This window comes from Corynebacterium sp. HMSC055A01, from assembly GCF_001809405.1.
Lineage (GTDB): Bacteria > Actinomycetota > Actinomycetes > Mycobacteriales > Mycobacteriaceae > Corynebacterium > Corynebacterium hesseae.
Genome location: NZ_KV797592.1, coordinates 179160 through 205044, shown reverse-complemented (window position 1 = coordinate 205044; position 25885 = coordinate 179160). Strand labels below are relative to the sequence as shown.

Sequence of the window (25885 nt, the reverse complement as noted above, 5' to 3'; positions counted from 1 at the left end):
GACTTTCGGCAGGCTATCAAGCCGGTGGATAGCACGCAGACCTGCTTTGATATGGCCTTCGGGCAGTGACCAGGCAGCCACCAGGGATAAGGCGGTGGTGTTGATATCGGCTTGCAGGCTGGGCATAGCAGCCTGCCAGGTGTCATAGGTGGCTCGGCGTGCTTTGGCGCGGGCTATAGCGTGTGGATTATTCGGATTCGTTGTTGAGAAGAAGAAAGAAGATGAGGTTGAAGGGTGTGTGGCGGTGGTGGTCATGGATGTCTCCCCCGAGAAACATGAGTTAGAAGAAATGTTCTAACCACGATTCTAGTAGCACACGCCACGCATGGCTATAGCCAGTAGTGAATTCACGTCAAGTCGTTACTATAAACGGGGGTAGTGGCACCCTGTTAGCCAGGAGGTTCGATAGGGTGCAGTAGGGGTAAGGGGAGAAAACAATCAAAACCCCACGTGCGTTGTTGGCGGCACGTGGGGCGTGGGGATCTACTGGGCGTCGGAAAGCGCGTAGGCAGCGCCAGCGCTTGCGGCGGTGACGGACAGGACTGCCGGCCAGGAGCCAATCTTCTTAGCCAGCGGGTGAGAGAGACCAAACGCGCCGGTGTAAAGAGCAGCCAGACCGGCAGTAGTGGCTGGGTTCGTCTTGGCCCACCAGCTGCGTCCGGCCCAGACGCCAGCGGCGGCGAGCACTACGCCGCCAAGCGGGCGGATTCCAGTTTCCCGAGCTGTGAGCCAACCGCCAATGAGACCCAGAGAGACGGTTGCGGCCGTCGATACGTCCTGTGGTTTCTTGATGTCAATCATTCCCATGCGCTTCAGTTTAGGCCGCCTGCATGGACGGTGGCTAGACTTCCCTCCATGAATCACGCAGCACCGCCCACGTCAGAAAAGCAAGCTTGGCTCGCCATGGCGGCGCTGTCACTCGGCTTCTTCATGTCGTTGCTCGACCAATCCATGATTGCAGTTGCGCTTCCCGACGTCCGTCGTGAGTTCAACGCCGACGTCAATCAGGTGCTGTGGGTCTCCGCCATCTATTTGCTCGCCGTGGTCGTGCCGCTCCTGTTTACTGGAAGGCTAGGGGATATTTACGGGCAGAAGCGAATGTTTCAGCTCGGCAACGGACTCTTTGGCCTTGGTGCACTGCTTTGTGCGCTGGCGCCATCCGTAGAGTTTCTCATCGCCGCACGTGCCCTGCAGGGGCTAGGTGCCTCCATTCAGATGCCCCAGACCATGGCGGTGATCAACCGAATTTTCCCTCGTGAGCGGCGCGGCCGTGCGCTGGGTGCCTGGGGCGTGGTGGGTTCGCTGGCCACTCTTGCTGGACCGCTAGTGGGAGGCTTCGTCGTAGCCGCGTTTGGGTGGCAGGCGGTCTTTTGGATCCACATTCCCATTGTCATTGCAGCGATTGTGCTTTCCGGCCTGTGGGTGCCTGCCTTACCGACGGCGACCGGGAAGATTGACTTCGTGTCGGTAGGGGCGTCGTTTGTCGCGTTGACCTGCTTCGTCTTTGCGGTGCAACAAGGGCCAGAGACGGGCTGGCCGTGGTGGATTTGGGGCCTCCTCGTCGCCGGAATTGTCGGCATGGCTATCTTCGTGCGCCTGCAATCATCCCGTGGGGCGGCAGCGCTCGTTCCGCTTGGGTTGTTTAAGGACCGTAACTACTCCGTGGGCACGGTGGCCATCGTGTCCATGGGCTTTATGGCTGCGTCGATGATGATTCCGATCATGATGTGGTTGCAGGTCGAGCAGGGTTTATCGGCGGGAGATGCCGGAATGATCGTCACGCCGATGGCTCTGGTTTCTTTGTGCGTGTCACCGCTAGCGGGCATTTTGGCAGATAGGCTGCATCCGCGACTATTAGCGCTCACGGGATTCAGCATTTTGATTGCCACTTTCGCAGTGCTGTGGTTCCTCATGCACGCGGGTGTTTCGGGGTGGTGGCTGAGCCTGCCATGTGCGGCCTTGGGGGCGGGACAGTCCTTTATTTGGGGATCCAATGCCGCGACGACGATGCGCGATATTGATGCACATCTCATGGGAGCTGCTTCCGGTGTCTATAACACATCGCGACAGGTGGGCTCGGTGATTGGTGTGGCCGGTGTATCAGCAGTCATGCAGGTCGCCGGCGCGGCGGACTCGCTGGTCGCTATCGCTGCGATCCTTTTCGTCGGGTGTATTGCTTCGCTCTTCTTCCGGGATACCCTGCACGCTGGTGTGGAGACTGCGAGCCAATAGGGAAGCGAGTAGATTGGATGTCATGCGTCTTGCTGTACTGACATCCGGTGGTGATTGCCCCGGTCTGAATGCTGTTATCCGCGCGGTCGTTCGCACCGCATCCAACGAGTTCGGCGATACGGTCGTCGGCTACGAGGACGGCTGGGTTGGTCTGATGGAAGACCGACGCCGTGACCTTTATGACGACGCTGAAATTGACCGCATCCTCCTTCGCGGCGGAACCATCCTTGGTACTGGCCGCCTCCACCCAGATAAGTTCAAGGCTGGGCTGGACACCATCAAGGCCAATATGGCCGATGCTGAGGTTGATGCGCTCGTCGCCATTGGCGGCGAGGGAACTCTCAAGGGTGCTAAGTGGCTTTCTGACAACGGTATCCCAGTTGTCGGCGTGCCAAAGACCATCGATAACGACGTCAATGCAACGGACTACACCTTCGGTTTCGACACGGCCGTGTCCGTGGCCACCGATGCGATTGACCGCCTCCACACCACTGCTGAGTCCCACAACCGCATCCTCATCGTGGAGGTCATGGGCCGCCACGTTGGGTGGATTGCGCTGCATGCAGGCATGGCCGGCGGCGCGCACTACACGGTGATCCCCGAGGTCCCATTCGATATCGCAGATATCACCAAGGCGATGGAACGCCGCTTCCAGATGGGTGAGAAGTATGGCATCATCTGCGTCGCCGAAGGAGCACTTCCCAAGGAAGGCACCATGGACTTCGAAGCGGGCGGTGTCGATCAGTTTGGTCACCAGACCTTTAACGGAATTGGCCAGGTCATCGGTGATGAGATCAAGAAGCGCACTGGTTACGACGTGCGCACGACGGTCCTCGGCCACATCCAGCGCGGCGGCACGCCGACGGCGTATGACCGCGTCCTGGCAACCCGTTACGGCACCCACGCCGCCCGTGCTGCGCACAATGGTCAGTCCGGAATGTGCGTCGCCCTCCACGGTGAAAACATCGATCTCGTCCCGCTCGAGGATGCCGTGGGCAAGCTGAAGGTGGTTCCGGCAAAGCGTTATGCCAACGCACAAGCCCTCTTCGGTTAAACGCCGCGACAAGGCCGCCCATAGTTAATAAAGGTTTCGATGACAAGCGTATTAGCTTTCCTTGCTGAGCAGCCGGTCCTGTTGGTGTTTTTGCTGATTGGCATCGGCATGGCGCTCGGCGGCATCAAAACCCGGGGAATTAGCTTAGGGGCGGCCGCCGTTCTCTTCCTCGGTATTGCTTTTTCGGCGGCTGCCTCCGCCGTTGGTGTGGAAGCCTCCGTACCTCCCATTCTGGGAATGCTCGGCTTGGTGCTCTTTGCCTTTGGCATTGGCAATAATTCTGGGGTGTCCTTCTTTAAGTCGCTAAAAACGGCGACGGGCCCAGTGCTGTCGATGATTGGAGTCTTCATCGTCGCGGCGCTTGCCGCGTGGGGGTTGGGCACTTATGTTTTTGGGCTATCGAATGCCACCATCGCGGGTACTTTTGCCGGCGCTGTGACGAATACCCCCGCGTTGGCGGCGGCGTCGGAAGCTACGGGTGATCCCGGCGCAGCAACCGTGGGCTACGCGGTGTCTTACTTATTCGGCGTCATCGGCATGCTCGCGGCCACGGTGCTCGTGCTTCGCGACGCCGGGAATGACGACGACACCCTGTCACCCGTCACGCGCCAGCACATGCAGATTCTGAGAGAAATCGCGGTGGCAGAGATTGCAGACATCGGCAACGGGGAAGTGCAAGTGACCCGCCTGCGGCGCGTCGGCAGCAATGATATCGTCCTGCCGAAGTTTTTCGATGTGTTGCACCCAGGTGATGTGGTCACGCTCGTCGGTGCCCCGGAAGATCTGGACAATATCATTGAGCGCGCTGGCCGTGAATCCCCGCAGATCCTCAACGATGACCGCCACGAGCTAGACTTTCGTCGCATTACTATCTCCGAGCACAGCTTGGCTGGCCTGACTATTGCGGAGCTGAACAACCAGCTGTCTGACCGGTGGGGCGCGCGCATTTCGCGCGTTCGCCGTGCGGACAACGATCAGGTTGCTATCCCCGAACACATCGTGGAGCTGGGAGATCGCGTGCGCGTCGTGGGCTCAAAGAAGTCGCTGCGCGAGATCTCAAACTTTCTTGGGGATTCTTCGCAAGGCCTAACCGATATCAACCCCGTATCCCTCGGCCTCGGCTTGGCCCTTGGCATCTTTGTAGGGCATATCGATATCCCGCTTCCGGGCGGATCTTCCTTCAACCTCGGTGCTGCCGCCGGCGTTCTCATCGTCGCGTTGGTCATGGCGCGGATTGGGCGAATCGGCAATACAGTGACCGCATTGCCGCACTCAGCCAACACGATTCTTTCCGAGCTCGGACTGTTGCTCTTCTTGGCCCAAGCCGGAACGAATGCGGGCGGGGAGATCGCCGGTGCCTTTACAGGCGGCGCGTGGTGGAAGATTCTTCTCCTTGGCATCATCATCACAACGCTGGTCGCATTCGGGTTTGCCTTTGTGATGCGCCGATTCCTGCGCGTCGGCGCTACAAAGACGGCGGGTGCTATGGCCGGAGCTCAGACTCAACCGGCAGTTCTCGCTTTTGTGAATAATCGGACGAGCACTGATCAGCGTGTGTCCTTGGGCTATGCCATGGTGTATCCGGCAGCGATGATCGCCAAAATTCTTATTACGCACGGCATCACCTTGTTGGGTTAGGCGGTTGCGCACGGTGACGCGTTAACATACTAAGATGGCACGCATGACTGCTGCGATGTATGACCTGATGGACTACGACGAGGTCCTGGAAAAGTTCGAACCCGTAATGGGCATGGAAGTTCACGTGGAGCTCAATACGGAAACCAAGATGTTCTCCACCTCGCCCACGAACTTCAACGCAGCCCCCAACTCCAACGTGGACCCGGTTTCGCTGGGTCTGCCCGGAGCATTGCCGGTAGTGAATTCTAAGGGCGTGGAAGGCGCCATCAAGATCGGTCTGGCGCTGAACTGCAAGATTGCGGAATCGTCGCGCTTTGCCCGCAAGAACTACTTCTACCCGGACCAGCCGAAGAACTATCAGATCTCTCAGTATGATGAGCCGATTGCATACGACGGCTACCTTGACGTTGTCCTCGATGACGGCACCGAGTGGCGCGTAGAAATTGAGCGTGCCCACATGGAAGAAGACACCGGAAAGCTCACCCACTTGGGCGGTGCCGACGGCCGTATCCATGGCGCGACCTCCTCGCTGGTGGATTGCAACCGCGCGGGTATTCCGCTCATTGAGATCGTGACCAAGCCGATCATTGGTGCTGGCGAGCGCGCCCCCGAGGTTGCCCGCGCCTATGTCTCTGCCCTGCGTGAACTCGTCGCGGCACTGGGCGTGTCCGATGCCCGCATGGATCAGGGCTCGATGCGCGTGGATTCCAACGTGTCGCTGCGCCCGGTGGGCCAGGAAGAGTTCGGCACCCGCACCGAAACCAAGAACATCAACTCCCTGCGCTCCGTCGAGCAGGCGGTGCGCTTTGAGATGCAGCGCCAGGCGCAGGTGCTTGTCGACGGTGGCGAGATCGTCCAGGAAACTCGCCACTACCAGGAAACGGATGGTTCGACTTCCAAGGGCCGTCCGAAGGAGACCGCCGAGGACTACCGATACTTCAACGACCCGGACCTGCCGCCGGTGATTGTCTCCCGCGAGTGGGTTGAGGAAATCCGCCAGACCCTGCCAGAGATGCCGTGGATTCGCCGCGCCCGCATCCAAGAGGAGTGGGGCCTCAAGGACGAGGAGATGCGCGATCTGGTCAACGCCGGCGCCTTGGATCTCATCATCGAAACCGTGGAAGCCGGAACCAGCCCGGATGAGGCCCGCTCTTGGTGGGTTTCTTACCTGACCGGTAAGGCTAATGAGGGCGGCGTTGAGCTGAGCGCCCTCGACATCACCCCGGCTCAGGTCGCGCGCGTGGTCGAGCTGGTCAAGGAAGGCAAGCTGACCACCAAGCTTGCTCGCAAGGCGGTTGACGGCGTCCTCGAAGGCGAGGGGGATGTCGACGAGGTCGTCGCCAATCGCGGACTCGAGGTCGTGCGCGATGACGGCGCAATCGAGAAGGCCGTTGATGATGCCCTGGCAGCCAACCCGGACATCGTGGAGAAGTACAAGGCTGGCAACAAGAAGGTCACCGGCGCCATCGTTGGCGCGGTCATGAAGGCTACCCAGGGTAAGGCTGACCCGGGGCAGGTCAATAAGCTGATCGCGAAGAAGCTCTCTTAGTTGGTATAAATTTCCATTAGGCGAGGTCAGGCGGCTGCGGGGTACCGTGGTCGCCATGACTATTTCTGCTAAAGCACTCCAAAAGACAGGCCCAAACGAACCTTTTAAGGTTGTGACCATCCAGCGTCGTGACCCGCGCGCCGATGACGTCGTCATCGACATAAAGGCCGCGGGCATCTGCCACTCGGACATCCACACCATCCGCAATGAGTGGGGTGAGGCGCACTTCCCGCTGACCGTCGGCCATGAGATCGCCGGCGTTGTTTCCGCCGTGGGGGAGGACGTCACCAAGTTCCAGGTGGGGGACCGCGTCGGCGTGGGCTGCCTGGTGAATTCTTGCGGCGAGTGCGAGCAGTGCCAAGCTGGAATGGAGCAGAACTGCCTTAATGGTGGTGTGGGCACCTATAATTCCACCGACGTCGACGGAACGATTACCCAAGGTGGTTATGCGGAGAAGGTCGTGGTGAACCAGGATTTCGTCCTGCGTATTCCGGATGCCCTTGACTTCGATGTCGCCGCGCCCTTGCTGTGTGCCGGAATTACCACCTACTCTCCGCTGGCTCGCTGGGACGTCAAGGAAGGGCAGAAGGTGGCCGTCGTGGGCCTCGGCGGTTTGGGGCACATGGGCGTACAGATTGCCGCTGCCAAGGGGGCGGATGTCACTGTCATCTCACGCACCTCGCGCAAGGCTGAGGAGGCCGCGAAGCTGGGCGCGAACCGTACGCTCGCCACCACCGAAGAAGAGGACTTTTTCAAAAACCACCGCGGGGAGTTCGACTTCATCCTCTCCACGATTTCCGCCGAGTACAACCTCGAGGACTACCTGCGGATGCTCAAGCCGCGCGGCATCATGTCTGTCGTGGGGCTGCCGCCGGAGGCCCTGCCATTGCGCCTCAACCGCCTGGTAGGCGGCGGCAAGGTGCTCACCGGCAACAACATTGGCGGGATCGCCGAAACCCAGGAAATGCTGGACTTTTGTGCCGAGCACGGCCTGGGAGCGGTCATTGAGAAGGTCGGCGTCGATGACGTCGATGCCGCCTATGAGCGCGTCGTTGCGGGTGATGTGAAGTTCCGATTCGTCATTGATACCGCTACGTTTGCCGAGCATTAAGAGGTGAGCCGCCTCATGCTTTAGCGGCCATTGGAGCAAGCTCTCCATGGCCGCACACATGTTTTCCTGTCATGATGGAGTACCGTGGTAGTAGTGTGCCGCCGTACTTCATCAAAGGTATGGCGCGTTTTTATGCGCTAGTCATAAAGCATAAAGAGAAGAAACTAGAAAACAGATAGGAAAACGTGTCTTATAAAAACGTCGTAGGCATCGCTTTGTCCTTCATTGGCTTGCTCGTGGGTGCGGGCTTTGCCACGGGACAGGAAGTTGTCCAGTACTTTACGTCCTTCGGTATTCCCGGCATGTGGGGAATCCTGGTTGCCGGTTTGGTCATGACCCTTGCCGGTACAGTCTTCCTCCAACTGGGAAGCTACTTCCACGCCAGCGAGCACAACCAGGTGTTCAGGAACATCACCCACCCGATCATTTCGCGCATTCTGGATGTCGCGGTAATCCTCACGCTATTTGCGGTGGGCTTCGTCATGCTGGCGGGTGCCGGTTCCAACATGCAACAGCAGTTCGGCTGGCCGGCTTGGGTAGGCTCGCTGCTCATGCTCGTGCTTGTTCTCATCACAGGCATGTTTGATGTGGATAAGGTGTCACAGGTTATTGGTCTTCTCACGCCGACCATCATTATCGCCGTTCTCTTTGTAGGCACCTACACGCTGCTGCACATGCCAGAGAACGTTGATGCGGCCATTAGTGCCTCTGAAGCGATCGAGTCCCCGATTCCGTTCTGGCTCGTATCCGCGCTGAACTACAACGGCCTCGCCCTCATTCTGGCTGTATCGATGTCCTTGGTGATCGGTGGCGATAACATCAGCCCGCGTGAGGCTGGTGTCGGTGGCATTGTAGGCGGCGCGGTCTACGCGGTGCTCATGGCCATTGCTGGTTTCTCCTTGCTGATGAACGCGGAGAATGTGGGCGATTCAGATATTCCGATGCTGACCCTGGTGGACAACGTTCACCCAGTCCTTGGCGTCATCATGGCAGTCATCATCTACCTGATGATCTTTAATACGGCCATCGGCATGTTCTATGCGCTGGGTAAGCGTTTGTCCTCCGGCAACGAGTCCAAGTACCGCATCATCTTTATCGCCGGCTGCCTTGCAGGTTTCGCGGTTTCCTTCGCCGGCTTCAAGGCGCTCATGCAGTATGTGTACCCGGTTCTGGGCTACATGGGCATCGTCCTCGTCGTCATCCTGGTGGTTGGATGGCTGCGCTCCTTGGGCAAGATCAAGGATGAAGGCTTGCGCCGCGAGCGCATCCGCGCCCTGCTTCACCTGAAGCTGCATCCCGATTCGGAATATGACGCAGCGCGTTACGACGATGAGATTGGTCAGCAGATCGCTGATTCCAACATGGACGATGAAGCCCTTTTTGAGGATCTCGTCTCCGATGTGGTCGATGAGCTGGATTCGGACGAGGAGCTCGACTTCGACAAGGAAGAGTGGGAGGAAAACCGCAACGATCACTCCTACTACACCGAGCGCGACGCCGTGGAGCAGGACCGCAGCGACGAAGAGATCAAGGCCTGGGTGGAAGAAACCGGCGCGGTGGGAGATCCCGCCGAGGATGAAGAACTCCCCGAGGACTCACAGAAAAATTAGTGGAGCAACAGCTTCGCCGTTAGTGCAATCATGACGCAGCCGATGACGATGTTGACTACGCGCCACGTCGTCGGCTTGGCCAGCACGTGGGAGAGCTTGTAGGCGCCAAAGCCTAGGGAGGGGAACCACACTGCGCTGGCCATGATGGCGCCTGCCGCGAACACCCAGCGCTGGTCGCCATATTGGTTTGCAATGGAGCCCAGCATGACTAGCGCGTCGACGTAGGCCAGGGGGTTAAGCCACGTCAGCGCCAACGCACCGAGGACGGGCTTGACCCAGGATTTTGAGCGCACGCGGGGGCGGATCTTCGTAAGTACTGAGTTCCCCGGTGTCCCAGAGGAACCCGAATTCTCATCAACAACTTGGGCCACCGGTGCAGTTTCCTCGATTACCAGTGCTTCCTGTTCCTTCTTGAAGGCATCGCGGAAACACGTGAAGCCGAAGTAGATGAGGTAGGCCGCGCCGAGGTACTTCACCACGACGAGCGCGGTGGGGAAGCGCTCCACAAGGACGCCGACGCCGGCGGTGCCGCCGGTGATCAGGATGACGTCGGAAAGCAAGCATGCCAACAGGATGGGGCCGACATGGTCGCGTTTAATACCCATCTTGATGATGTAGGCATTCTGCGGTCCGATAGCGATGATGAGGGACAGGCCCAGCGCAAATCCTGCGAGCAATACTGACATGGCTTCTAGTGTGCGTATATCGACATATGAAGTCCAGTTAAATGTTCTACATCTGGTTTAATATTGCTTCATGAACCCGCTGCATACCGAAACACTGCTGGCCATCATCGATGAAGGTTCCTTCGAGGGTGCCGCGGCTGTGTTGGGAATCACTCCCTCGGCCGTGAGCCAGCGCATCAAGGCACTGGAGGTGTCGACGGGCCGCATACTCCTGCGCCGCGGGACCCCTGTCACCGTGACTGAGGCGGGGGAGATCGTCGCCCAAGCCGCACGACGCATGGCGCTGGTCCAGGCGGAAGCGGATGCGCGGCTTACCGAGCGGTTGTCCCGCGTGCCACTGACCGTTGCCATCAACTCGGATTCCCTGGCCACGTGGTTTCGTCCTGTAATCCAGCGCACTGCCGAGCGCGGTGCGGCGGCGCTGCGTATCCGCATCGAGGATGAGGCCCGCACGCTCGCAATGCTGCGCCGCGGCGACGTTCTGGGAGCTGTGACTCGCGAGCAAACGCCAGTCTCTGGCTGCGAATCCACATACCTCGGCACCATGCGCTATTTTGCCGTCGCCGCGCCGGAGCTGGCGGAGACCTTCGAGGACTGGGAGACGCTGCCCATCGTGGGTTTCGGGCCGAACGACGCCACGTTGGATGACGCCATGCGTGAGCGCTTCATCGACTCCCACGTCCTGCGCGCACGGGTATCTCAGATTCCCTCCTCGGAGAGTTATGTCGAAGCTGTGCGCTACGGCCTGGGCTGGGGCTTGGTGCCGCGCCTGCAGGCCCAGCCATTGCTGGAGTCCGGGGAGCTAGTGCTTCTCGACGACTTCCCGCTCGACATCGACCTCTACTGGCAGCGCTGGCGGCTGGAGTCGGAGTTGCTTGCTGATCTCACCGAAGACGTCTTAAACGCTGGCCATGCGGTTTTAGCTTCGCGCCGCGCCGGTAAAGATGCACCATAAGGGTGCTGTGCTGCCTTAAGTTGGAGGTATGAGCGATAAAACTCCTGATAAAGCCACCGACTTTGATGACGATATCCCGACCTACACGGGCAAAGACTCCGTGAAGGACAACGCGCCCGCGGAAGCTGCGGCCGAAAAGCCGAAGAAGAGCAGCCTCTTCCAGCGCCCGGGGCGCGCCGAGCCGCAGGTGATCAAGCCTAAGAAGGCCGAAGAGCCCGCCGTTGAGGCAGAGCCTGAGGCCAAGACCGAAACCTTTGAGAGCGCTTCCCGCGACTCCTTGTCTTTCGATAGCGCTGCCGCAGATGCTGAAACTGAAACTACTGCTTTCCCACGCGCGGAGGCGACGGCAGGAACCGATACGGAGACGACTGCCATGCCGGCGGCCGAGGCTGATGAAGAGCCCAGCGCCGTTGCCGTGGCTGACCCTGCGGATGAGCCAGTCACCTCAACCGAGACGGAGGCTGTAGAAGAAAAGCACTCGTCGGCTCGCCGAGGCACCATTGACTTTGGTCTACTTTTCGTGCGCCTGGCGCTCAGCGTTTACCTGCTCGTGGCTGGTGCTTCGACCTTCTTTAAGCTCGGCGGCAACGAGGGGCTGTCAGGCTTGGAGAATGAGTTCGGTGAGTACACCATGGCGGCGGCCTTGGCCATCGGCGTGCCCACCGTCCAGCTCATTGCCGGCGCCTTCCTGCTTCTGGGTCTAGTTACACCGCTGGCGGCCATGTTCGGCCTCATTGTTACTGGGTTTTCTGCTATCCACGGCCTCAATGCCTCCGGTGCTGGGTTGGATGTCTTTGCCTGGAATGAGAGCGTCTGGCTGGGTCTGGTGCTCTTTGTTATCGCTGTGGCCCTGCAGTTCACCGGTCCGGGATTCATCTCCCTTGACTTCAATCGCTCCTGGACCCGTCGCCCACTGGCAACCTCGTGGGTCTTTGTCGTCATTGGCGTTGCCGCGCTCGTGGCCATCTGGTGGTTTGGAGCTGGCGTCAACCCGTTGAGCTAAGAGTTTTAGCGCCTACTTAAGCTCCCAGCCTGCAGTTATACACCAACTGTTGTTGTTTGCCATTGCGTAAAGTAAGTTGGTTTCCGTAATGGAAAACAATGACTTTGGTGCCGCAGGAGGGGAGCTTTAGTTTTGTCCGATCAGGATGTTCGAGAAGCACTCGCATTTGAGGAGCAACAACAGCTAGCCGCGGCGAAGCGGCCGCCTATCTGGCTGAGTTTGCTCGCATCGGCTGCTTACGGCGCGTGGTTTGCCTACATGTGGATCAAGGATGACGTCCATCCTCTCGTTCTTGTTGGTGGACTGCTTCTTGTACTCGGGCTCTTGGTGAGTCTTGCCTTCTTTTACCGCACGGGGGTGCGGGATTCGATGCGTCAGAAGGTTGATCCGCACGCCTCCAGGAATGTGACCTGGCGCTTCTACGCAGGATTGGGGTTTATGATGCTGCCGGCACTGTTCAATCCCTTTGTTGAAGGGCACGTTATTGCCTCGTGCATCGCAGGTGTGCTGTGCAGTTTGTCGGTCTTTTGGACGTTGCACACCGGTGCGCTGAATAGGATGCCGCGATGAGTGAGCTCGATCCGATAATCCACCCGCTCAACCGCTTTAAAATTTGCGCCACGCTCAATGCCTTCGGGGCCACGCAGGGAGGAGACGTCAACCGTGAGATGAAATTCGCCGTGTTGCGCGACCGCACGGAGCTTTCCGACGCCTCCCTGTCCAAGCAGCTCGGAGCGCTAGAACAAGCCGGCTACGTGACTCGCTTCCGCGAATATGGCACCAGCCGTGCTAAGGACTCGGTGTGGGTCGCCTTGACTGAGCAAGGCAAGATCGCCTTCGACGGTCACTTGGCAGCACTCAAGGATTTAGCTGAGGGCTGAGTTGGGCGCATAGTATGGCGTCGCTGAGGTGCCAATCTTGCCAAAGTTTTCCCTCCTGCCCGCAATGGTGGCGCATAACTTTGGCAGAACGGGCAGTTTTGCTTTTCGGGGCTTAGTTGGTTTGGGCCGAAGCAAGCTCAGTATGTGGCTTGTCGGATTGAGCGCCTCGAGCCTTGAGGCAGATGGCGTAGAGAATCCAGCTGAGTAGTGCCAGCCACACGAAGTCATCAACCAAGAACTTCTGGTACAGCGGCATCGCGTGGACTTCGATGCTGTCCCCGAACCACCACTTCGGCGGAACGGTGAGCAGCATGCCAGCCCAAGCCGCGAGAACAGCCAGCAAGCTGCCAGCGACCCAGGTGGAATTCCGCCAGGACCATGCGCGGTAGACCAGAACCGGCACGATGAGCGACAGCCACACCCAGTGGTGGGACCACGAAACGGGGGAGATGAGCAGCATGGTTGTGGCGGTGGTGAGGTGGGCGTCGACAAGCAGGCCGCGCCGCATCTGAGCCAGGATGAGTGCGGAGCCGAGGCCGATGATCGCGAGCGCAGCCACGAGCCACAGCACGTTGATGAGCATGCCGTGGTTATCCATGGCCTCCTGGGATGTGAAGAGTCGCTGGATGACACCCTTGAGCGAGGAATTGGACTGATAGTCCGTGGCCACGCCGAAGTCTGCGCCCTTGCCCATATCGAGAAGCTTTGAACTGAAGAATTCGACAAAAGCCTCCCAGCGGTAGGCCGCGGCCAACAGCGTTGCCACGACAGCGGAGGCGAAGGCTGTGAGGATCGGCTTCCACTCGCGGCGCAGCAGGAAGTAGAGCAGCATGGCCAACGGGGTGATCTTGATGGCTGCCGCGAGGCCTATCAGCCAGCCCTGCGGAAGTTTGCGTTTGCGGGGGGCAAGATCGAAGATAACCAACGCCATGATGACGATGTTGATTTGCGCAAAACCGTTGTTGAGGCGGATGGGCTCAAAGAACATCGCCGCGGCCCACGCGATCGCCACGGTGGGCCACAGGTGAGGCACCTTGAGTGCGCGGAAGATCGTGTAGAGGCAGGCGAAGATCAGCGCATCCGAGAGGACGATCATGATATCGCCCGCTAGGGCGTCGCTCATCCAGTCAAAGGCTGTCAGCGGCACCATGACCAGTGCCCCGAAGGGCGGGTAGATAAAGGGGAGCGCCAAATCCCCGGCGTACATGGGCTCCGAGTAGACCGAGCGGCCCTCCATGAAGGCGCGCACGCCCTCACGGTAAATGATCATGTCCACAGGGTAGTCCGTGTGGAGGACGTGGCGGATGACGCCCACCAGGCCAATGATGAGCCCGGCGGCGGTCAGGAGTGTGCGCCTTGCGGCGTTAGTGGCGAAATTCATCGCCCCATACTCTAATTGACGTAACCATCCACCACGCGCACCGCACCACGGTCAGCGGACGTGGCCATGTTGGCATAGGCGCGCAGGGCCTTGGTGACCGGGCGGTTGCGGTCCTTCGGCGTCCAGGGCTTCTCACGCTGCTCCTCGGTGGCGCGGCGGCGTTCGAGAACGTCCTCGTCGACGTCGAGGGTGAGCTGACGCTCGCGGATGTTGATGGTGATGGGATCACCGTTTTCCACCAGACCGATGAGACCGCCGTGGGCAGCCTCGGGGGAGATGTGTCCGATGGACAGGCCGGAGGTGCCGCCGGAGAAGCGGCCATCGGTAATCAAGGCGCAGGCCTTGCCCAAGCCGGAGCCCTTGAGGAAGGAAGTCGGGTGCAGCATCTCCTGCATGCCGGGACCGCCCGCGGGGCCCTCGTAGCGGATGACGATGACATCGCCAGGCTGGACCTCCTTTTTCAGGATGATGGACACGGCCTCTTCCTGGGATTCCACCACGCGGGCTGGGCCGGTAAAGGTCCACAGTTCCTCTTCAACGCCGGCGGCCTTGACGATGGCTCCGTTGGGGGCGAGGTTGCCGCGCAGGACAACGAGGCCGCCGTCGGAGGAGAAGGCATGCTCGGCGTCGTGGATGCAGCCATTGGAAGCGTCAGTATCCAGCTCATCCCAGCGGTTGGACTGGCTGAAAGGCTCGGTAGTGCGCACGCCGCCGGGGGCGGCGAAGAAGAGCTCGCGGGCAGCGTCGGTAGCCTTGCCGCCGCGGATATCCCACTCGTCGAGCCACTCCTCGGCGTTGTCGTAGAGGGCGGTATGGACCTTGAGGTTCAAGTGGCCGGCGCGGCGCAGCTCGCCCAGAATGGCGGGGATGCCGCCGGCGCGGTGCACGTCCTCGATGTGGTAGGTGCCGTTGGGCGCCACCTTGGACAGGCAAGGCACGCGGTAGGAAATCTCGTTGATATCCTCCAGCGTGAAGTCCACCTCGCCCTCCTGCGCGGCGGCCAGCGTGTGGAGGATGGTGTTGGTGGAACCGCCCATGGCCATATCCAGCGCCATGGCGTTGGTGAAAGCTTCCTTGGTCGCAATCGAGCGGGGGAGGACTGCGTCATCCTCTTCGCCGTAGTAGCGCTGGCACATCTCGACGATGGTGTGGCCTGCTTGTTCGAAGAGATCGCGGCGTGCGCTGTGGGTGGCCAGCGTGGTGCCGTTGCCTGGCAGTGCGAGTCCGAGCGCTTCGGTGAGGCAGTTCATGGAGTTGGCGGTGAACATGCCGGAGCAGGAACCACAGGTGGGGCAGGCGGATTCCTCCACGCGGGTTAGGCCCTCGTCGGAGACGGCGTCGCTTGCCGACGCCGTGATTGCCGTAATCAGATCCGTCGGCGCGTGCGCCACGCCATCGACAACAACGGCCTTGCCGGCCTCCATCGGGCCGCCGGAGACGAAGATGGTGGGGATGTTGAGGCGCAGTGCGGCGTTCAACATACCCGGGGTGATCTTGTCGCAGTTGGAGATGCACACTAGGGCGTCGGCAGTGTGGGCGTTGACCATGTACTCGATGGAATCGGAGATGATTTCGCGTGAAGGCAGGGAGTACAGCATGCCGCCGTGGCCCATGGCGATGCCATCGTCGACGGCAATGGTGTTGAATTCCTTGGGCACACCGCCGGCTTCGCGCACGGCATCGGCCACGATGTCACCGACGTTCTTGAGGTGGACGTGGCCGGGGACGAACTGGGTAAAGGAGTTGGCAATAGCGACGATTGGCTTGCCAAAGTCACTCTCCTTGGAGCCGGTAGCGCGCCATAGTGCGCGCGCACCGGATGCCTGGCGGCCAACAGTCGTGACTTTGGAGCGGAGCGGGTACATGGTTAATCCTTTAATTCGGGGTGTTTCTTGAGGTACTCGGCGTATTCCTCCTTGGTGAGGAGGACTTGCTGGCCATCGCGGTGGACGATGATGACCTTGTCGTCGGCGGCGTTGCGGCCTGCAGTCAATGCGTCGGGGATGCGCCCATTGGAAGCGGCGGCAAGGCGGGGGAGGGAGTTGAAGGTCACTCCCGGCAGGTTGAAGTTGTTGCCGCTTGTGGTGCGGGCGTAGGCCCGCGAGCGCTGGAAGCCGATTCCCTTGAAGTTGCCCCACTCGATGTTCTTGGGGCCGCGGAAGCCATAGGTGATGTGGATGCCCTTGCCGTCGACGGTGGTGCGTGCGCGTAGAACCCACCAGATGGCCAGCACTGGGAAGATGAGTACCCAGAAGAGGTACTTCGGGGCCCAGCCAATGCTGAGAAATGCAATGGCGGCGAGGATGCCAATGCCGAGGAGGTGTTCGCGGGTGGGCTTGAACGTTTCGGCCGTGGGGTGTTCGGCACGAGTTGATGCGTTCTGCGGATGTGAGGACGTCATAGTGGGCCATCGTAATTGACTGTGCGGCGCGGTGGCGAACCGCCCCACCTGTGCAATCTCGCAAAATGAGAAAAAGATCCCAAAAATGGGGGTAAATGCCAGTGGTGGTGTTTCTATCAGTGTACAGTTTGTCCCATGATCATTATTCGACTTCACCTCGTAGTAGTACCCGGGCGGCGCGAGCCGTAGCGAGTCCACAAGTGACGTCGACCAGCAAGCGCCCCCGTTACCTTCACACCCAGGAAGGAAAGACGGGGGCGTTACTCGTTGGATGATCTCTTCACCACCCACCCCACTGAAGGAGCACATCAACCGTGACAGCTTCCACACCGCCACAGCGGGCGCCCGAGCGCATCACGGGCGCACACGCCATTGTCCGCACCCTCGAAGATCTCGGCACCGAGCTTGTCTTCGGCATTCCGGGTGGCGCCGTGCTTCCGCTGTACGACGCCCTCTTTGAATCCACGAAGCTGCGCCACGTGCTCACCCGCCACGAGCAGGGGGCCGGCCATGCAGCCGAAGGCTACGCCCAAGCATCCGGAAAGGTCGGCGTCATGATTGCTACCTCCGGCCCGGGTGCGACCAACCTGGTGACCCCGCTGGCTGACGCCAACCTGGACTCGATTCCCGTCGTGGCAATCACGGGCCAGGTGGGCAGCTCCCTGCTGGGCACCGATGCCTTCCAAGAGGCTGATATCCGTGGCGTGACGATGCCGATTACGAAGCACAACTTCATCGTCACCAAGGCAGAAGATATCCCCGGGGCGATCGCGGCCGCCTTCCATTTGGCCGCCACTGGGCGCCCTGGGCCTGTGCTCGTGGATATTCCGAAGGACGTGCAGAACGCTTATATGGAATATTCGGGCCCAAAGATGCCGGAGCTACCGGGGTACAAGCCCACGACTACTCCGCATCCGCGCCAGATTACCCAGGCCGTTCAGCGCATTGCGCGCGCCGAGCGTCCGGTGCTCTACGTTGGCGGCGGCGTCATCAAGGCCGAGGCCTCCCGCGAGCTGCGCGAGTTCGCGGAGCTGACCGGAATCCCTGTGGTGACCACGCTCATGGCTCTCGGTGCCTTCCCGGATAATCACCCGCAGCACATGGGTATGCCCGGCATGCACGGTACCGTTCCCGCGGTGGCGGCCCTGCAGCGCGCGGACCTTATCATCGCCGTGGGCGCACGCTTCGACGACCGCGTGACCGGTGATACGGACACCTTTGCTCCCCACGCCGAGGTGATCCATGCCGACATTGACCCGGCGGAAATCGGCAAAATCCGCGAGGTGGCTGTTCCCATCGTGGGCGATGCCCGCGAGGTGCTTTTGCGACTGACCAAGGCTTATGCCAATGATGCGGAGCTGGATGCCCCGCGAATTGGTCCGTGGATGGAGTATTTGGGGAACATGCAGCGCCGCTTCCCGCGCGGCTTTGAGCCGACGTCAGATGGCCTGCTCAACCCGCAAGAGGTGATCCAAAAACTCAGCTCCATCGTTGGCCCGGAGGCTATCTACTGTGCGGGCGTGGGCCAGCACCAGATGTGGTCGGCGCAGTTCCTCGACTTTGAGCACCCCCGCAGCTGGATCAACTCCGGTGGCGCCGGCACGATGGGCTACGCCGTGCCCGCGGCGCTGGGGGCTAAGGCTGCCTGCCCGGAGCGAGAGGTCTGGGCTATCGATGGCGATGGCTGCTTCCAGATGACGAACCAGGAGCTGACCACCGCGGCCGTGGAAGGCTTTCCCATCAAGGTTGCCGTGATCAATAACGGCAACCTGGGCATGGTGCGCCAGTGGCAGACGCTCTTCTATGACAACAAGTACTCCCACACCAAGCTGCGCGAGCACGACGAGTATGTACCGGACTTCGTCAAGCTCAGCGAAGCCTTGGGCTGCGAGTCCATTCGCGTCACCACAGCAGAAGAGATCGGCCCCGCGATTGAGCGTGCGCGCTCAATTAATGACCGCCCAGTGGTTATTGACTTCATCGTGGGCCAGGATGCCCAGGTGTGGCCAATGATTGGTGGCGGTGCCTCCAATGAGGAGATCCAGTACGCCCTGGGCCTGCGCCCGCTGTTTGATGACAATGAGTCCGCGGCCGAGGAACCGGCCGACATCCACGAATCTCTCGAGGAGGCCGAAAACAATGGCTAAAGACGACATCACCCGACACATCCTCTCCGTGCGGGTTCAGGATATTGAGGGCATCATCTCCCGTGTGACCGGCATGTTCACCCGCCGTGGCTACAACCTCATCTCGCTGGTGTCCGCTCGGACCGAGACGGAAGGTATTAACCGCCTGACCATCGTCGTGGATGCCTCCGAGGTCATCATCGAGCAGGTGACGAAGCAGCTCAACAAAATCGTCCCGGTGCTCAAGGTAGTTGAGCTCGAGGAAGAGAACACGATTGCGCGCTCCATCATGTTGGTGAAGGTAGCCGCGGATAACTCTAACCGCCCTCAGGTGGTCGATGCAGTGAACATCTTCCGCGCACGCATCGTGGATGTGTCGCCGGAGTCCGTGGTGGTGGAGGCCACCGGTACCCCGGGCAAGCTGCAGGCGCTTCTCGACGTCCTCGAGCCCTTCGGTATCCGCGAGCTGGTGCAATCTGGCAACGTCGCACTGGGGCGCGGCCCGAAAGCAATGGCACCGACGAAATAAAATCCCACAAGGTGGGCAAACTGTCCCAAGGTGTGATACAAATTCAATAGGCCGAGTCACTACTGGATGCGTAGTGCGAACTAACCCAAAAGAAAAGGAACATCAAACATGGCTATTGAGACTCTGTACGAATCTGATGCAGACCTGACCATCATCCAGGGCCGCAAGGTCGCCATCATCGGCTACGGCTCCCAGGGCCACGCCCACGCTATGAACCTGCGTGATTCCGGCGTTGAGGTCGCCATCGGCCTGCGCGAGGGCTCGAAGTCCCGCGAGAAGGCAGAAGAGGCTGGCTTCAAGGTTTTCAGCAACGCTGAGGCCGCCAAGTGGGCTGATGTCATCATGCTGCTGGCGCCGGATACCTCCCAGGCGACGATCTTTACAGATGATATCGAGCCGAACCTGGAGGACGGCAACGCGCTGTTCTTCGGCCACGGCCTCAACATCCACTTTGGCCTGATCAAGCCGGCGGAGAACATCACCATCGGCATGGTTGCTCCGAAGGGCCCGGGCCACCTGGTTCGCCGCCAGTTCGTCGACGGCAAGGGCGTTCCCTGCCTGATCGCCACCGAGCAGGACCCGAAGGGCGAGGGGCGCGAGCTGACCCTGTCCTATGCTGCGGCCATCGGCGGTGCCCGCGCCGGCGTTATCCCAACCACCTTCAAGGATGAGACCGAGACCGATCTCTTCGGTGAGCAGGCGGTCCTGTGCGGTGGCGTGGAGTACCTGATCATGAACGGCTTCGAGGTCCTGACTGAAGCTGGCTATGAGCCTGAGATGGCTTATTTCGAGGTCTGCCACGAGCTGAAGCTCATCGTTGACCTCATCGTTGAGGGCGGCATCAAGAACATGAACTACTCCTGTTCCGACACCGCTGAGTTCGGTGGCTACCTCTCCGGCCCGCGCGTCATCGACGCTTCCGTGAAGGAACGCATGAAGGATGTCCTCACTGATATCCAGGACGGCACCTTCGTCAAGCGCCTCGTCGCCAACGTAGAGGGCGGCAATAAGGAGCTGGAGGAGCTGCGCGCCAAGGTGAACTCCCACCCGATTGAGCAGACCGGCTCCCAGCTGCGTGACCTCATGAGCTGGGTCAAGAATCCGCTGGATGCAACTGCCTAAACTGCGCTTCGACTACAGAATCCCGTTGGCCACTGGTCAGCGGGATTTCCTTTTGATGTGATGTTCGCACATAAACGGGCATATTCCCACATTTAGTTGTAGGCTCGGGGCCATGGGTTTCTCTACGCCAAGCTATGACCTTAATGACCTTTTCGCTCGCATCGATCGTGGTGATATTCAGCTGCCCGATTTCCAGCGCTCCTATGCCTGGGATGAAGACCGAATTCGATCGCTGATCGTCACCGTCCTGCGCGGCTACCCGCTCGGTGCATTCATGGCCTTGGACACCCGCAATGAAGCCATGCGCTTTCGGCCACGGCCTCTCGCGGGCGCGCCTAACACTGGGGTGAACCCCGGCCTGCTCCTGCTCGATGGGCAGCAGAGGCTAACCACCCTGTATCACTGCTTCCGCGGTGAGGGCTTTGTGGATACCACCGATTTCCGCTCCAAGAAAGTCTCCCGCAAGTACTTCGTGGACCTGCGCAAAGCTACCTCCGAGGACATCATGCCGGATGAAGCTGTCTTTGCCATCAATCAGCACGGCGAGCTGCGCTCCCACTTCGCGCCGGACATCGAGGGTACCTTGGACAGTCGTGAGGCCGCAGTACAGGCGTGCTGCATCCCGGTCTCGGCGTTGCTGAGTGAGGAAGGCACCAGCATGCTCTTCGAGCTCGCCGCTGCCAACGATGGCGCCACCCGTGACGTCGTCGCTGCCTTCAATAACCGGATTCTACGGCCCCTGTCCGGCTACACGGTGCCGATGATTCGCCTCTCGCGCGAGACGGCGAGCTCGGGAATTGGCTCCATTTTCGCTCAGGCTAACTCGGCCGGTTTGCAGATGGACGTCTTCGATCTCCTGACGGCTGTCTTTGCTTCTGAAGATCCGGACTTTCACCTGGCGGAGGATTGGGCACGCGTCGAGAAGCAGCTGCGTGCCTTCCCGGCTCTCGACGGCATCGGCCGCAATGAGTTCCTTTCGGCAGTATCGCTGCTGGTGTCCGGGGAGAAGGGGAACGCTGGCGGCCAGCGCGAAGATATCTTGCAGCTGTCACTGAATGAGTACCGCAAGGCCTCGCAAACCCTGGTAATTACTTTCCGTGAGGTCGCTGAGTTCTTGGCCGAGCGCTGCATTCTCTCCCTTGAGCAGGTGCCTTATTCCGAGCAGATCATTCCGCTGGCTGTCATCCTTGCGCGCCTGGCAGAAAAGAAGGGCGTGCTGTCCAGCCAGGACGCATGGGACCGCCTCAACCAGTGGTTCTGGAGCGGTGTCTTTGGTGAGCTTTATGGCTCTTCTGCAGTGAGGCTGCGCGCCGCGCGTGATGTCGATGAGGTCACGGCGTGGGTCGCGGGTGAGACCGAGGATGTCCCGAAGACTGTGCGCGATGCCTCCTTCCGCGAGTCCCGCTTGTTGTCTGTGGGGGAGCACGACGGAGTGTGGCACGGCCTCTATGCTCTGCTCATGGCACGCGGCGCGAAGGACTGGCGTACCGGCCGCCCGTTCAACCGCCACAGCTTCGAGGAGCTGCAACCAGGCTTCTTCCCGGTCTTCCCGCTTCGTTGGTGTGAGCGCCACGGCGTCAGCGGTGTACTGGCTAATTCCGTGCTCAACCGCACGCCGATGGGCAAGCGCACCGAGGTTGTCCTCGACGGGCACTCGCCGGAGCGCTACCTGCCGCGCGTGCAGTCGAAGTCAATCATGGAAGACGCTGAGTTCGACAGCGTGCTGGCCTCCCATGACTTAGAACCGGAGCTGCTGACCGCGAAGACTGCGCATCAGTTCTTTGCCGATCGCCGCGAGCGTTTCGTGGGCATCGTTGAATACGCGCTCAACAAGAAGGTTGTGCGCGACGTGGATGAGGCGAACCTTTCCGGCGGCGAAGAGGGCCCGCAGGCCTTTGCGCGTTAAGGTGTCGTCGCCGAGCGCACTGCGTGTCGTGCCTGTAGCGCTGCTGCTGGGCATGAGCGCGCTTGCGGCCGTGGGCTGCTCCTCGTTGGGGCGCGGTGAGCCAATCCTGACGCAGGACATTGCCGCCCGCCCTGAGGCGGAGATTGACCTAGCCCGCGCGAGCGAAGAAAACCGTCTGCGGCTTATTGACCCGCAATTCGCCAACGAGGTTACGGTGGTTGAGGACCGCTGGGGAATTGACTCCGCGCGTTTGTTCTTCAAGGAAAGCAATACGCTGATCTTGGCCGAAGACTCAGATGCCGCTGCCCTGCGGGCCGCGACGCTGAGCGTATCGCAGCGCGTGCCAATGGTGACCTACGATTCCTCGATTCGCCCGCAGATCTCGCAGCTGCTTACCGACCTTGACGTTGACCAGATCCTCGTCATCGGGGATGTCCCATGGGCTAGCCACAATGGCGAACGCGAAGTGGTGCATGATCCGGGAAACACCAAGGCGCTGGGGGAGTACACCGCATTCCGCTTTGAATCCAAGGTGGTGGTGAATCGCGAGCGCATGGTGGACAGCATCACCCGCCTAGATTCCTCAACCAAGACGGAGTTGAAGGCCGCGTGGGAACCCCTGTCGCAGCACCTTACGAAGGAAAAGATGCCAGCGATTCCTGCCCAGGCGCGCCGTGATGCGCAGATGGCACCGGTGATCGTTGCGACGAAGGACAGCCCTTTAGCAAACGTGGTGAACGCCACCGCGTATGGCGGTACGGTGTTCGTGATGGCGCAACCGGATCCGACGGCAACGAAAGCCGGCGCGGCGATTACTGCGGGGTTGGCGGATGGCCCGATCGTGGCCCTCGGGCCGGAATTCGGTTCAGTGACAGAATTCACGCATAAAATCGCTCAGGGCTGGAAAGAATAAACTACACTTCTCGGCATCCACATTTCAGACTAGTGAAGGAAGTTATGTCGAAGCCGGTCGTACTTATCGCCGATAAGCTTGCAGAATCCACCGTCGATGCTCTCGGGGACACAGTTGAAGTCCGCTGGGTTGACGGTCCCAACCGCGCGGAGCTGCTTGCCGCGGTGCCGGAGGCAGACGCCCTCCTCGTCCGCTCCGCTACGACCGTGGACGCGGAGGTGTTGACCGCAGCGAAGAACCTGAAGATTGTGGGGCGTGCCGGCGTCGGCTTGGACAACGTTGATATCCCCGCTGCCACCGAGCGTGGCGTCATGGTTGTCAACGCGCCGACCTCCAACATCCACTCCGCCTGCGAGCAGGCGATCGCGCTGCTTCTCGCCACCGCACGCCAGGTTCCGGCGGCGGATCAGTCCCTGCGCCAAGGTGAGTGGAAGCGTTCCTCCTTCAAGGGGGTTGAGGTATACGGCAAGACCATCGGCATCGTGGGTTTCGGTCACATCGGCCAGCTCTTTGCCCAGCGCTTGCTGGCATTTGAGACCACCGTCATCGCGCACGACCCTTATGCCAACCCGGCCCGTGCGGCAGCGCTGGGCGTGGAATTGGTGCCCCTTGAGGAGCTCATGTCTCGCGCTGACTTCGTGACCATTCACCTGCCCAAGACTCCGGAGACCGCCGGCATGTTTGACGCCGAGCTCCTGGCGAAGGCCAAGAAGGGGCAGATCATTATCAACGCTGCCCGCGGCGGCTTGGTCGATGAGGCAGCCTTGGCTGCTTCGATCAAGTCTGGTCACCACCGCGGCGCCGGCTTCGATGTTTATGCCTCCGAGCCATGCACGGATTCCCCGCTCTTCGAGCTTCCGCAAGTTACCGTATCCCCGCACCTTGGCGCGTCTACGGTCGAGGCTCAGGATCGCGCGGGTACCGATGTGGCTGCCTCCGTACTCAAGGCATTGGCCGGCGAGTTCGTTGCGGATGCCGTCAACGTCGAAGGCGGCCGGGTCGGCGAAGAGGTTGCCGGCTGGTTGGATCTGACGCGCAAGCTGGGCCTCGTCGCAGGCAACCTGTTGGATGCTGCGCCGGTTGCCGTCGAAGTGGAGGCTTGCGGCGAGCTGGCCAACGAGGATGTTTCGGCTCTTGGTTTGTCCGCGGTTCGCGGGCTGTTTTCTGGCGTGGTCTCGGAGACCGTTACTTTTGTGAACGCGATGCAGATCGCCGAAAGCCGCGGCGTGAGCGTGGACGTCAAGACCAACGTGGAATCGAAGGGGCACCGCTCCTCCGTGAGGGTCAAGGTTATCGGCCCCGACGGCTTGGTATCGCAGCTCACTGGTGCCCTGACTGGCATCGACGGCGTCGAAAAGATCGTCCGTATCAACGGCCGTGGCGTCGACATGCGCGCAACGGGCCGCAACCTCTTCTTCTCCTACAAGGATGCCCCGGGTGCCTTGGGCACTGTGGGTACGAAGCTTGGCGCTGCCGGCATCAATATCGTGGCGGCCGCATTGACCCAGGGCAAGGATGTCTCCGATGCAGTCCTTATCTTGCGAGTTGAGCGCGAGGTACCGGAGGAGCTTGTCGAGGAAATCAACGCGGCGCTGGGTGCTACCTGCCGCCAGCTTGATTTGGATGCCTAGACTGGACAGCTGAACCTTTCATCCCAGCCCCCGTGAAGGACCGAGAACGGTTCTTTGCGGGGGTTTCGCCGCCCTCAAGGCAGAGGGGGTGGTACTCTCACATATATCCAATATGTGAGAAAGGAATCCCACAAAATGAAACTGGCAGTGATTGGCGGCGATGGAATCGGCCCCGAGGTAACCGCGGAAGCACTCAAGGTCCTGCGCGCGGTACGCCAGGATGTCGAGGTAACGGACTATGACCTCGGTGCCCGACGCTACCTGCGCAACGGGGAGCTGCTTACCGACGCCGACCTGGCCTCCCTGCGCGAACACGACGCCATCCTGCTCGGCGCCATTGGTGCGCCCGATGAGGTCCCGCCCGGTGTGCTTGAGCGCGGCTTGCTGCTGAAGATGCGTTTCGCCCTGGACCATCACGTCAACCTGCGCCCCTCCAAGCTGTACCCGACGTCCACCTCTCCGCTGGCAAACCCGGGCGATATCGACTTTGTCGTCGTCCGTGAGGGCACCGAAGGTCTGTACTGCGGAAACGGCGGTACGCTGCGCGAAGGTACTGAACACGAGGTGGCCTCGGAGGTCTCTCAGAACACGCGCTTTGGAGTTGAACGCGTTGTGCGGGATGCCTTTCAGCGTGCGATGAGCCGCCGCAAGCACGTGACTTTGGTGCACAAGACCAATGTCCTTGTTAATGCCGGTGGCCTCTGGCAGCGCACGGTGGACGAGGTTGCGAAGGAATTCCCCGAGGTCACCGTAGATTACAACCACATCGATGCCGCAACGATCTACATGGTCACCGACCCAGCGCGCTATGACGTTATCGTGACCGACAACCTCTTCGGCGACATCCTGACCGACTTGGCGGGTGCAGTCACCGGCGGTATTGGTCTGGCTGCCTCGGGCAACATCGATGTCTCCGGCGCTAATCCCTCCATGTTTGAACCGGTACACGGCTCCGCCCCGGATATCGCAGGCAAGGGCATTGCGGATCCCACCGCGGCGATCCTGTCGGCAGCCATGCTGTTGCGCCACCTCGGGGATGAGGAGAACGCCGTGCGCATCGAAGAGGCCGTGGCTGCCGACGTCTCCTCCCGCGGCGACGCACAGGCGCGCACCACCGAAATTGGTGATCGAATCGCCTCCGCGCTCAGCGCCTAGCC

Annotated in this window: 22 protein-coding genes and 1 pseudogene; 17 read left to right on the top strand and 6 right to left on the bottom strand. The window is 60.5% G+C overall.

Annotated elements, in window-relative coordinates; all coding sequences use genetic code 11:
• A pseudogene (locus tag HMPREF2604_RS13995) lies at positions 1-255 on the bottom strand (HNH endonuclease); the annotation flags it as partial.
• 228 nt (positions 256-483) lie between these two features.
• Positions 484-807, bottom strand: a complete 324-nt coding sequence (locus HMPREF2604_RS11085; RefSeq protein WP_070565401.1) for a hypothetical protein — start codon at positions 805-807, stop codon at positions 484-486.
• Between the two features lie 48 nt (positions 808-855).
• Between HMPREF2604_RS11085 and HMPREF2604_RS11080 the strand changes: the two genes are divergently transcribed.
• The 6 genes from HMPREF2604_RS11080 to HMPREF2604_RS11055 all read left to right on the top strand — a co-directional run bounded on the left by HMPREF2604_RS11080 (position 856) and on the right by HMPREF2604_RS11055 (position 9194).
• The gene (locus HMPREF2604_RS11080; RefSeq protein WP_070565399.1) at positions 856-2232 is read left to right on the top strand and encodes an MFS transporter; all 1377 of its coding nucleotides are present in this window, start codon (positions 856-858) and stop codon (positions 2230-2232) included.
• A gap of 22 nt (positions 2233-2254) precedes the next feature.
• Entirely contained in the window at positions 2255-3286 is a 1032-nt protein-coding gene (locus HMPREF2604_RS11075) for an ATP-dependent 6-phosphofructokinase (protein ID WP_070524457.1), read from the top strand.
• A 39-nt stretch (positions 3287-3325) separates the two neighbouring features.
• Positions 3326-4924, top strand: coding sequence for an aspartate:alanine exchanger family transporter (locus HMPREF2604_RS11070; protein WP_070564279.1), 1599 nt, complete (start codon positions 3326-3328; stop codon positions 4922-4924).
• 34 nt (positions 4925-4958) lie between these two features.
• On the top strand, positions 4959-6473 hold the full coding sequence (gene gatB, locus HMPREF2604_RS11065) for an Asp-tRNA(Asn)/Glu-tRNA(Gln) amidotransferase subunit GatB (protein ID WP_180952118.1): 1515 nt from the start codon (positions 4959-4961) through the stop codon (positions 6471-6473).
• A 55-nt stretch (positions 6474-6528) separates the two neighbouring features.
• Entirely contained in the window at positions 6529-7584 is a 1056-nt protein-coding gene (locus HMPREF2604_RS11060) for an NAD(P)-dependent alcohol dehydrogenase (protein ID WP_070524448.1), read from the top strand.
• A gap of 185 nt (positions 7585-7769) precedes the next feature.
• A complete protein-coding gene (locus HMPREF2604_RS11055; RefSeq protein WP_070524447.1) occupies positions 7770-9194 on the top strand; it encodes a YkvI family membrane protein in 1425 nt (474 codons plus the stop codon).
• Here the strand turns inward: HMPREF2604_RS11055 and HMPREF2604_RS11050 are convergent.
• On the bottom strand, positions 9191-9880 hold the full coding sequence (locus HMPREF2604_RS11050) for a LysE/ArgO family amino acid transporter (protein WP_070565397.1): 690 nt from the start codon (positions 9878-9880) through the stop codon (positions 9191-9193). The two genes, HMPREF2604_RS11055 and HMPREF2604_RS11050, sit on opposite strands and share 4 nt — an antisense overlap.
• A 70-nt stretch (positions 9881-9950) precedes the next feature.
• Here HMPREF2604_RS11050 and HMPREF2604_RS11045 point away from each other — a divergent pair, with 70 nt between their 5' ends.
• The 4 genes from HMPREF2604_RS11045 to HMPREF2604_RS11030 all read left to right on the top strand — a co-directional run bounded on the left by HMPREF2604_RS11045 (position 9951) and on the right by HMPREF2604_RS11030 (position 12719).
• A complete protein-coding gene (locus HMPREF2604_RS11045; protein ID WP_070524444.1) occupies positions 9951-10835 on the top strand; it encodes a LysR family transcriptional regulator ArgP in 885 nt (294 codons plus the stop codon).
• Positions 10836-10863: 28 nt separating this feature from the next.
• Entirely contained in the window at positions 10864-11838 is a 975-nt protein-coding gene (locus HMPREF2604_RS11040; RefSeq protein ID WP_070565395.1) for a DoxX family protein, read from the top strand.
• A 132-nt stretch (positions 11839-11970) separates the two neighbouring features.
• Positions 11971-12408, top strand: a complete 438-nt coding sequence (locus tag HMPREF2604_RS11035) for a hypothetical protein (protein ID WP_070564297.1) — start codon at positions 11971-11973, stop codon at positions 12406-12408.
• Positions 12405-12719, top strand: a complete 315-nt coding sequence (locus tag HMPREF2604_RS11030; protein ID WP_070565393.1) for a transcriptional regulator — start codon at positions 12405-12407, stop codon at positions 12717-12719. The genes HMPREF2604_RS11035 and HMPREF2604_RS11030 overlap by 4 nt, the downstream gene beginning before the upstream one ends.
• Before the next feature lie 112 nt (positions 12720-12831).
• Here HMPREF2604_RS11030 and HMPREF2604_RS11025 read toward each other — a convergent pair whose 3' ends face one another.
• From HMPREF2604_RS11025 to HMPREF2604_RS11015, 3 genes are read right to left on the bottom strand one after another with little or no spacing between them, the layout of a single operon-like run.
• The gene (locus HMPREF2604_RS11025; RefSeq protein ID WP_070565391.1) at positions 12832-14100 is read right to left on the bottom strand and encodes a glycosyltransferase 87 family protein; all 1269 of its coding nucleotides are present in this window, start codon (positions 14098-14100) and stop codon (positions 12832-12834) included.
• 11 nt (positions 14101-14111) lie between these two features.
• Positions 14112-15965: a dihydroxy-acid dehydratase gene (gene ilvD, locus HMPREF2604_RS11020; RefSeq protein ID WP_070565389.1), complete on the bottom strand. Its 1854-nt coding sequence runs from the start codon at positions 15963-15965 to the stop codon at positions 14112-14114.
• Between the two features lie 2 nt (positions 15966-15967).
• Complete coding sequence (locus tag HMPREF2604_RS11015; RefSeq protein ID WP_070533040.1) at positions 15968-16501, bottom strand: PH domain-containing protein; 534 nt, start codon at positions 16499-16501, stop codon at positions 15968-15970.
• A gap of 314 nt (positions 16502-16815) precedes the next feature.
• Between HMPREF2604_RS11015 and HMPREF2604_RS11010 the strand changes: the two genes are divergently transcribed.
• The 7 genes from HMPREF2604_RS11010 (at position 16816) to HMPREF2604_RS10980 (ending at position 25883) form a co-directional block, all read left to right on the top strand.
• Positions 16816-18648 carry an acetolactate synthase large subunit gene (locus HMPREF2604_RS11010; protein ID WP_070533038.1) on the top strand — a complete coding sequence of 611 codons (1833 nt, stop codon included), beginning with the start codon at positions 16816-16818 and terminating at the stop codon, positions 18646-18648.
• Positions 18641-19156, top strand: a complete 516-nt coding sequence (gene ilvN, locus HMPREF2604_RS11005; protein ID WP_070528612.1) for an acetolactate synthase small subunit — start codon at positions 18641-18643, stop codon at positions 19154-19156. The genes HMPREF2604_RS11010 and ilvN overlap by 8 nt, the downstream gene beginning before the upstream one ends.
• Positions 19157-19264: 108 nt before the next feature.
• A complete protein-coding gene (ilvC, locus tag HMPREF2604_RS11000; protein WP_070564318.1) occupies positions 19265-20278 on the top strand; it encodes a ketol-acid reductoisomerase in 1014 nt (337 codons plus the stop codon).
• Positions 20279-20390: 112 nt separating this feature from the next.
• Positions 20391-22184: a GmrSD restriction endonuclease domain-containing protein gene (locus HMPREF2604_RS10995; RefSeq protein WP_070565387.1), complete on the top strand. Its 1794-nt coding sequence runs from the start codon at positions 20391-20393 to the stop codon at positions 22182-22184.
• Positions 22185-22212: 28 nt separating this feature from the next.
• A complete protein-coding gene (locus HMPREF2604_RS10990) occupies positions 22213-23097 on the top strand; it encodes a hypothetical protein (RefSeq protein WP_118854827.1) in 885 nt (294 codons plus the stop codon).
• Positions 23098-23141: 44 nt separating this feature from the next.
• Positions 23142-24728 (top strand): phosphoglycerate dehydrogenase, encoded by a 1587-nt coding sequence (gene serA, locus HMPREF2604_RS10985; RefSeq protein ID WP_070565385.1) that lies wholly within the window; start codon positions 23142-23144, stop codon positions 24726-24728.
• A 135-nt stretch (positions 24729-24863) separates the two neighbouring features.
• Positions 24864-25883 carry a 3-isopropylmalate dehydrogenase gene (locus HMPREF2604_RS10980; protein ID WP_070565383.1) on the top strand — a complete coding sequence of 340 codons (1020 nt, stop codon included), beginning with the start codon at positions 24864-24866 and terminating at the stop codon, positions 25881-25883.
• Positions 25884-25885: the final 2 nt, after the last annotated feature.